The 3,404-nt window shown below is 44.9% G+C and carries 3 protein-coding genes and 1 pseudogene; all 4 read left to right on the top strand.

Going from position 1 to position 3,404, the window contains the following annotated elements; translation table 11 throughout:
* The first annotated feature begins 268 nt into the window (after positions 1 to 268).
* A complete protein-coding gene (locus CXF78_RS17665; RefSeq protein WP_102037494.1) occupies positions 269 to 787 on the top strand; it encodes a TetR/AcrR family transcriptional regulator in 519 nt (172 codons plus the stop codon).
* A gap of 2 nt (positions 788 to 789) precedes the next feature.
* Positions 790 to 1,839 (top strand): alcohol dehydrogenase family protein, encoded by a 1,050-nt coding sequence (locus tag CXF78_RS17670; protein WP_374702304.1) that lies wholly within the window; start codon positions 790 to 792, stop codon positions 1,837 to 1,839.
* A gap of 102 nt (positions 1,840 to 1,941) precedes the next feature.
* Positions 1,942 to 3,003 (top strand): NAD(P)H-dependent flavin oxidoreductase, encoded by a 1,062-nt coding sequence (locus tag CXF78_RS17675; protein WP_102037496.1) that lies wholly within the window; start codon positions 1,942 to 1,944, stop codon positions 3,001 to 3,003.
* Positions 3,004 to 3,287: 284 nt separating this feature from the next.
* Positions 3,288 to 3,404 (top strand): annotated as a pseudogene (locus CXF78_RS21930) (RecX family transcriptional regulator); the annotation flags it as partial.

The following is a 3,404-nucleotide window of genomic DNA, read 5'->3' on the forward strand; positions in this document are numbered from 1 at the left end:
CCCTTTGATCATGATGCGGTGGCGCAAAACGCACAAATTTGTGACTAATAGCACTTATTTCAAATGAGAAACCGTGATCGGGTTTGCTGCCCTTTGGCCTTTAAACACTATCAGATACTCGTGCAACTGGAACGTCATATTCGCTATTAAACATTATAGAGATGCGCTGATACTTCAAATCAATATGATAATAATGGCTATAAATTTGACAAGGTAGAATAAGTATTCTACCTTGTGGGTAGAATACTTGTTCTACTAAATGGTTGTTATGTTAAAACATCAAATTGCGGCGAGCCTTGAACAGGCTTTTAGCACCCACGGATTTGCTGAGCCGAACGTGGCTCAATTGAAAGCGGCATGTAATGTCAGCTTACGTACACTCTATAAACATTACCCATCAAAAGAAGCGATGATCGTTGCGGCGCTAGAGTACAGACACCAAAGATATCTGGCTTTTTTACTTAACGACAATCCCCATAAGGGCATCGAATCTGTCATCCATATTTTTCAAAAGCTTGAACGATGGATGACAGAAAGTGCACCGCATGGGTGCCTCTCAATGAATGCCATTGCAGCCTTTCCCGACAACGCGCTTATTAGTAAAGCGGTAAAAGAGCACAAAGCGGAAGTTCGTCATATGTTAGGTCAACAAAGCAACAGAGAAGAGCTAGCTACAGCCCTTTTTATATTGCATGAAGGGGTATCGAGCGCGTGGCCAGTGTTGGGCACAGAGGCGGTAATATCTGCTCAAAAAACCGTACTTCAATTTTTTAAACAGGAACAATGAATATGATGATCCCCAAAACGATGAAAGGCGTTCTACTCACCGGCCATGGCGGCCCAGAAGTACTCCAATACCGAGATGATATTTCCGTGCCGCTACCCAGCGCAAACGAAGTGCTTATTCGGGTTCACGCCGCGGGGGTTAACAATACCGATATCAATACTCGAATTGCCTGGTATTCAAAAAACGATGGCGGTGACACCGACGCAAGTTGGTCTGGTAATGCGCTGGTTTTTCCTCGTATTCAAGGTGCCGACGTCTGTGGTGTGATTGTTGCTGTGGGCGATAATGTCAGTGCTGCACGGATTGGTGAGCGTGTATTAATTGAACCTTGTATTCGCGAAGCTAATGGCGAGGCACTTGAATCTCCTTGGTATAATGGCTCTGAGTGTGACGGTGGATTTGCTCAATACACCGTTATAGCAGCCAAACATGCATACGCAGTGAACAGCGCTTTGTCTGATATCGAACTGGCTTCATTTCCATGCTCTTACTCAACCGCCGAAAATATGCTTACTCGGGCTAACGTAACAGCCCAAGACCGAGTGTTGATCTCGGGCGCTTCTGGTGGTGTAGGTTCTGCTGCTATTCAACTTGCCAAAGCTCGCGGAGCGCAGGTAATCGCGATTACTAGCCTAAGTAAAAATCAGCAATTGTTGGATTTGGGTGCCGACCAAGTCATATCGCGAGATGCTGATTTTGTCGACACATTAGGTGAAAACAGTATTGATGTTGTCATCGATCTGGTTGCTGGCCCACAATGGCCGCAGTTTTTACAAGTATTAACACCAGGCGGAAGATATGCCGTATCGGGTGCGATTGGCGGCGCCTTAGTTGAGTTAGACATCAGAACACTTTATTTAAAAGACTTAAGCTTTTTCGGCTGCACCGTGCTTGAATCTGAGGTGTTCCAAAACTTAATTCACTGTATTGAACAAGGTAAAATAACCCCCATTGTGGCGCAAACCTTCCCACTAGAAGCGATTGCTCAAGCCCAGGACGTGTTCTTGAAAAAGAAGCATGTGGGTAAAATCGTGTTAACTATTCCTGATTAGCTATTGTTAATCAGTCTCGACTAAGAGTACGTTGGAAATGGTGGGTTAACTTGTTTGTTTTTATGATTAACTAATCGGTAGTGTCATTTTTGAGGAGCGGCTGTGAACGCGCATAATTCATTTACAGAACGTTTTGGCATTCAGCCTATTATTCAAGCGCCGATGGCTGGTGTTTCTACGCCGCAATTGGCTGCAGCAGTTTCAAACGCTGGTGGTCTCGGCGCATTGGGGATTGGTGCTAGTTCGGTAGCGCAAGCTCAACAGTTGATTAGGGAAACCCGCTTGCTTACCAATGCGCCGTTTAATGTGAATGTATTTTGTCATGCACCTGCTCAGCGTGATGCAATAAAAGAACATGCTTGGTTACACCATCTGGATGAGTTATTTGTTGAGTTGGGTGCAAAAGCACCAACCCAAATCGATGAAATCTATACCAGTTTTATCGAAGATGAAGCCATGTTCAACATGCTGCTGAATGAACGCCCTGCGGTGGTGAGTTTTCATTTTGGCTTGCCATCAAGTGAAAAACTTAGCGCCCTAAAACAAGCTGGTATTTATACCATCGCTACTGCAACTAATTTACAAGAAGCACAGTCTATTGAGCTCGCTGGGATTGATGCCATCGTTGCGCAAGGTATTGAAGCTGGTGGGCATCGCGGTATGTTTAATCCTGCGCTTATAGATGAACTCTTAAGCACTTCGGAATTGGTCAGATTACTGGTGCAACAGACTCAATTACCTGTCATTGCCGCTGGAGGCATTATGGATGGGCTGGGAATTAAAGCGGCTCTCGATTTGGGTGCAGTTGCAGCGCAGCTTGGCACCGCCTTTATACTGTGTCCTGAATCTGCGGCAAATGCTAGTTATCGCGAAAACCTCAAAAGTGAGCGAGCAAGTTTCACCAAACTGACTTCTGTGCTGTCTGGTCGGCCCGCTCGCGGAATCATTAATCGCTTCATTACTCACGGTGAATCAATAGAGGCTCCAACACCCGCGGCATATCCGGTTGCTTATGATGCGGCCAAGCAGCTTAATGCGATTGCCAACAAACTCGATAATCATCAGTTCGCGGCACAATGGGCTGGTCAAGGCGCACCTTTCGCACGCGAAATGCCCGCCGAGAGATTAATCAAAATCTTGATTGATGAGCTGTATGTAAGCTAGCCATTTTACCCGTTATAGAGGTTGGCGAGGCTGCATTGTGTAAGGGCTTATATTATTAAAATGTGAGTTTAGTTTTTGTGTGTGGTGCAGTTTTTAGTTGTTTGAATCCACGTATCAGGCTGGTTTATATATGGGAGCGTTAGAACTAAGCCGTAAATTCTATTGGTATTTCACGGCCTTGCTTTCACACCGTATCAGTACAACGGTCCGTCAGGTGCGTACTCAATAACGTGATGAACTGCTACACTGTTTTTGGTTATTTTTGAATTTAAGATTATTTTTTTATGCAGCGTCCACCACTACGTCAAGCCAAAACCATCGATAACGTTTTTAATAGTGCTTATTGGCACCTTGGCCAGCAAGACTTTACCATTAACGAAATTCGTACCAAACTTGAGCGT

This window comes from Shewanella sp. 11B5, from assembly GCF_002836795.1.
Taxonomy (GTDB): domain Bacteria; phylum Pseudomonadota; class Gammaproteobacteria; order Enterobacterales; family Shewanellaceae; genus Shewanella; species Shewanella frigidimarina.

Bases quoted from the DNA above. Each gene is read 5' to 3' on its own strand.
- CXF78_RS17665 (WP_102037494.1), top strand. From the start codon at position 269: ATGTTAAAACATCAAATTGCGGCGAGCCTTGAACAGGCTTTTAGCACC.
- CXF78_RS17670 (WP_374702304.1), top strand. From the start codon at position 790: ATGATGATCCCCAAAACGATGAAAGGCGTTCTACTCACCGGCCATGGC.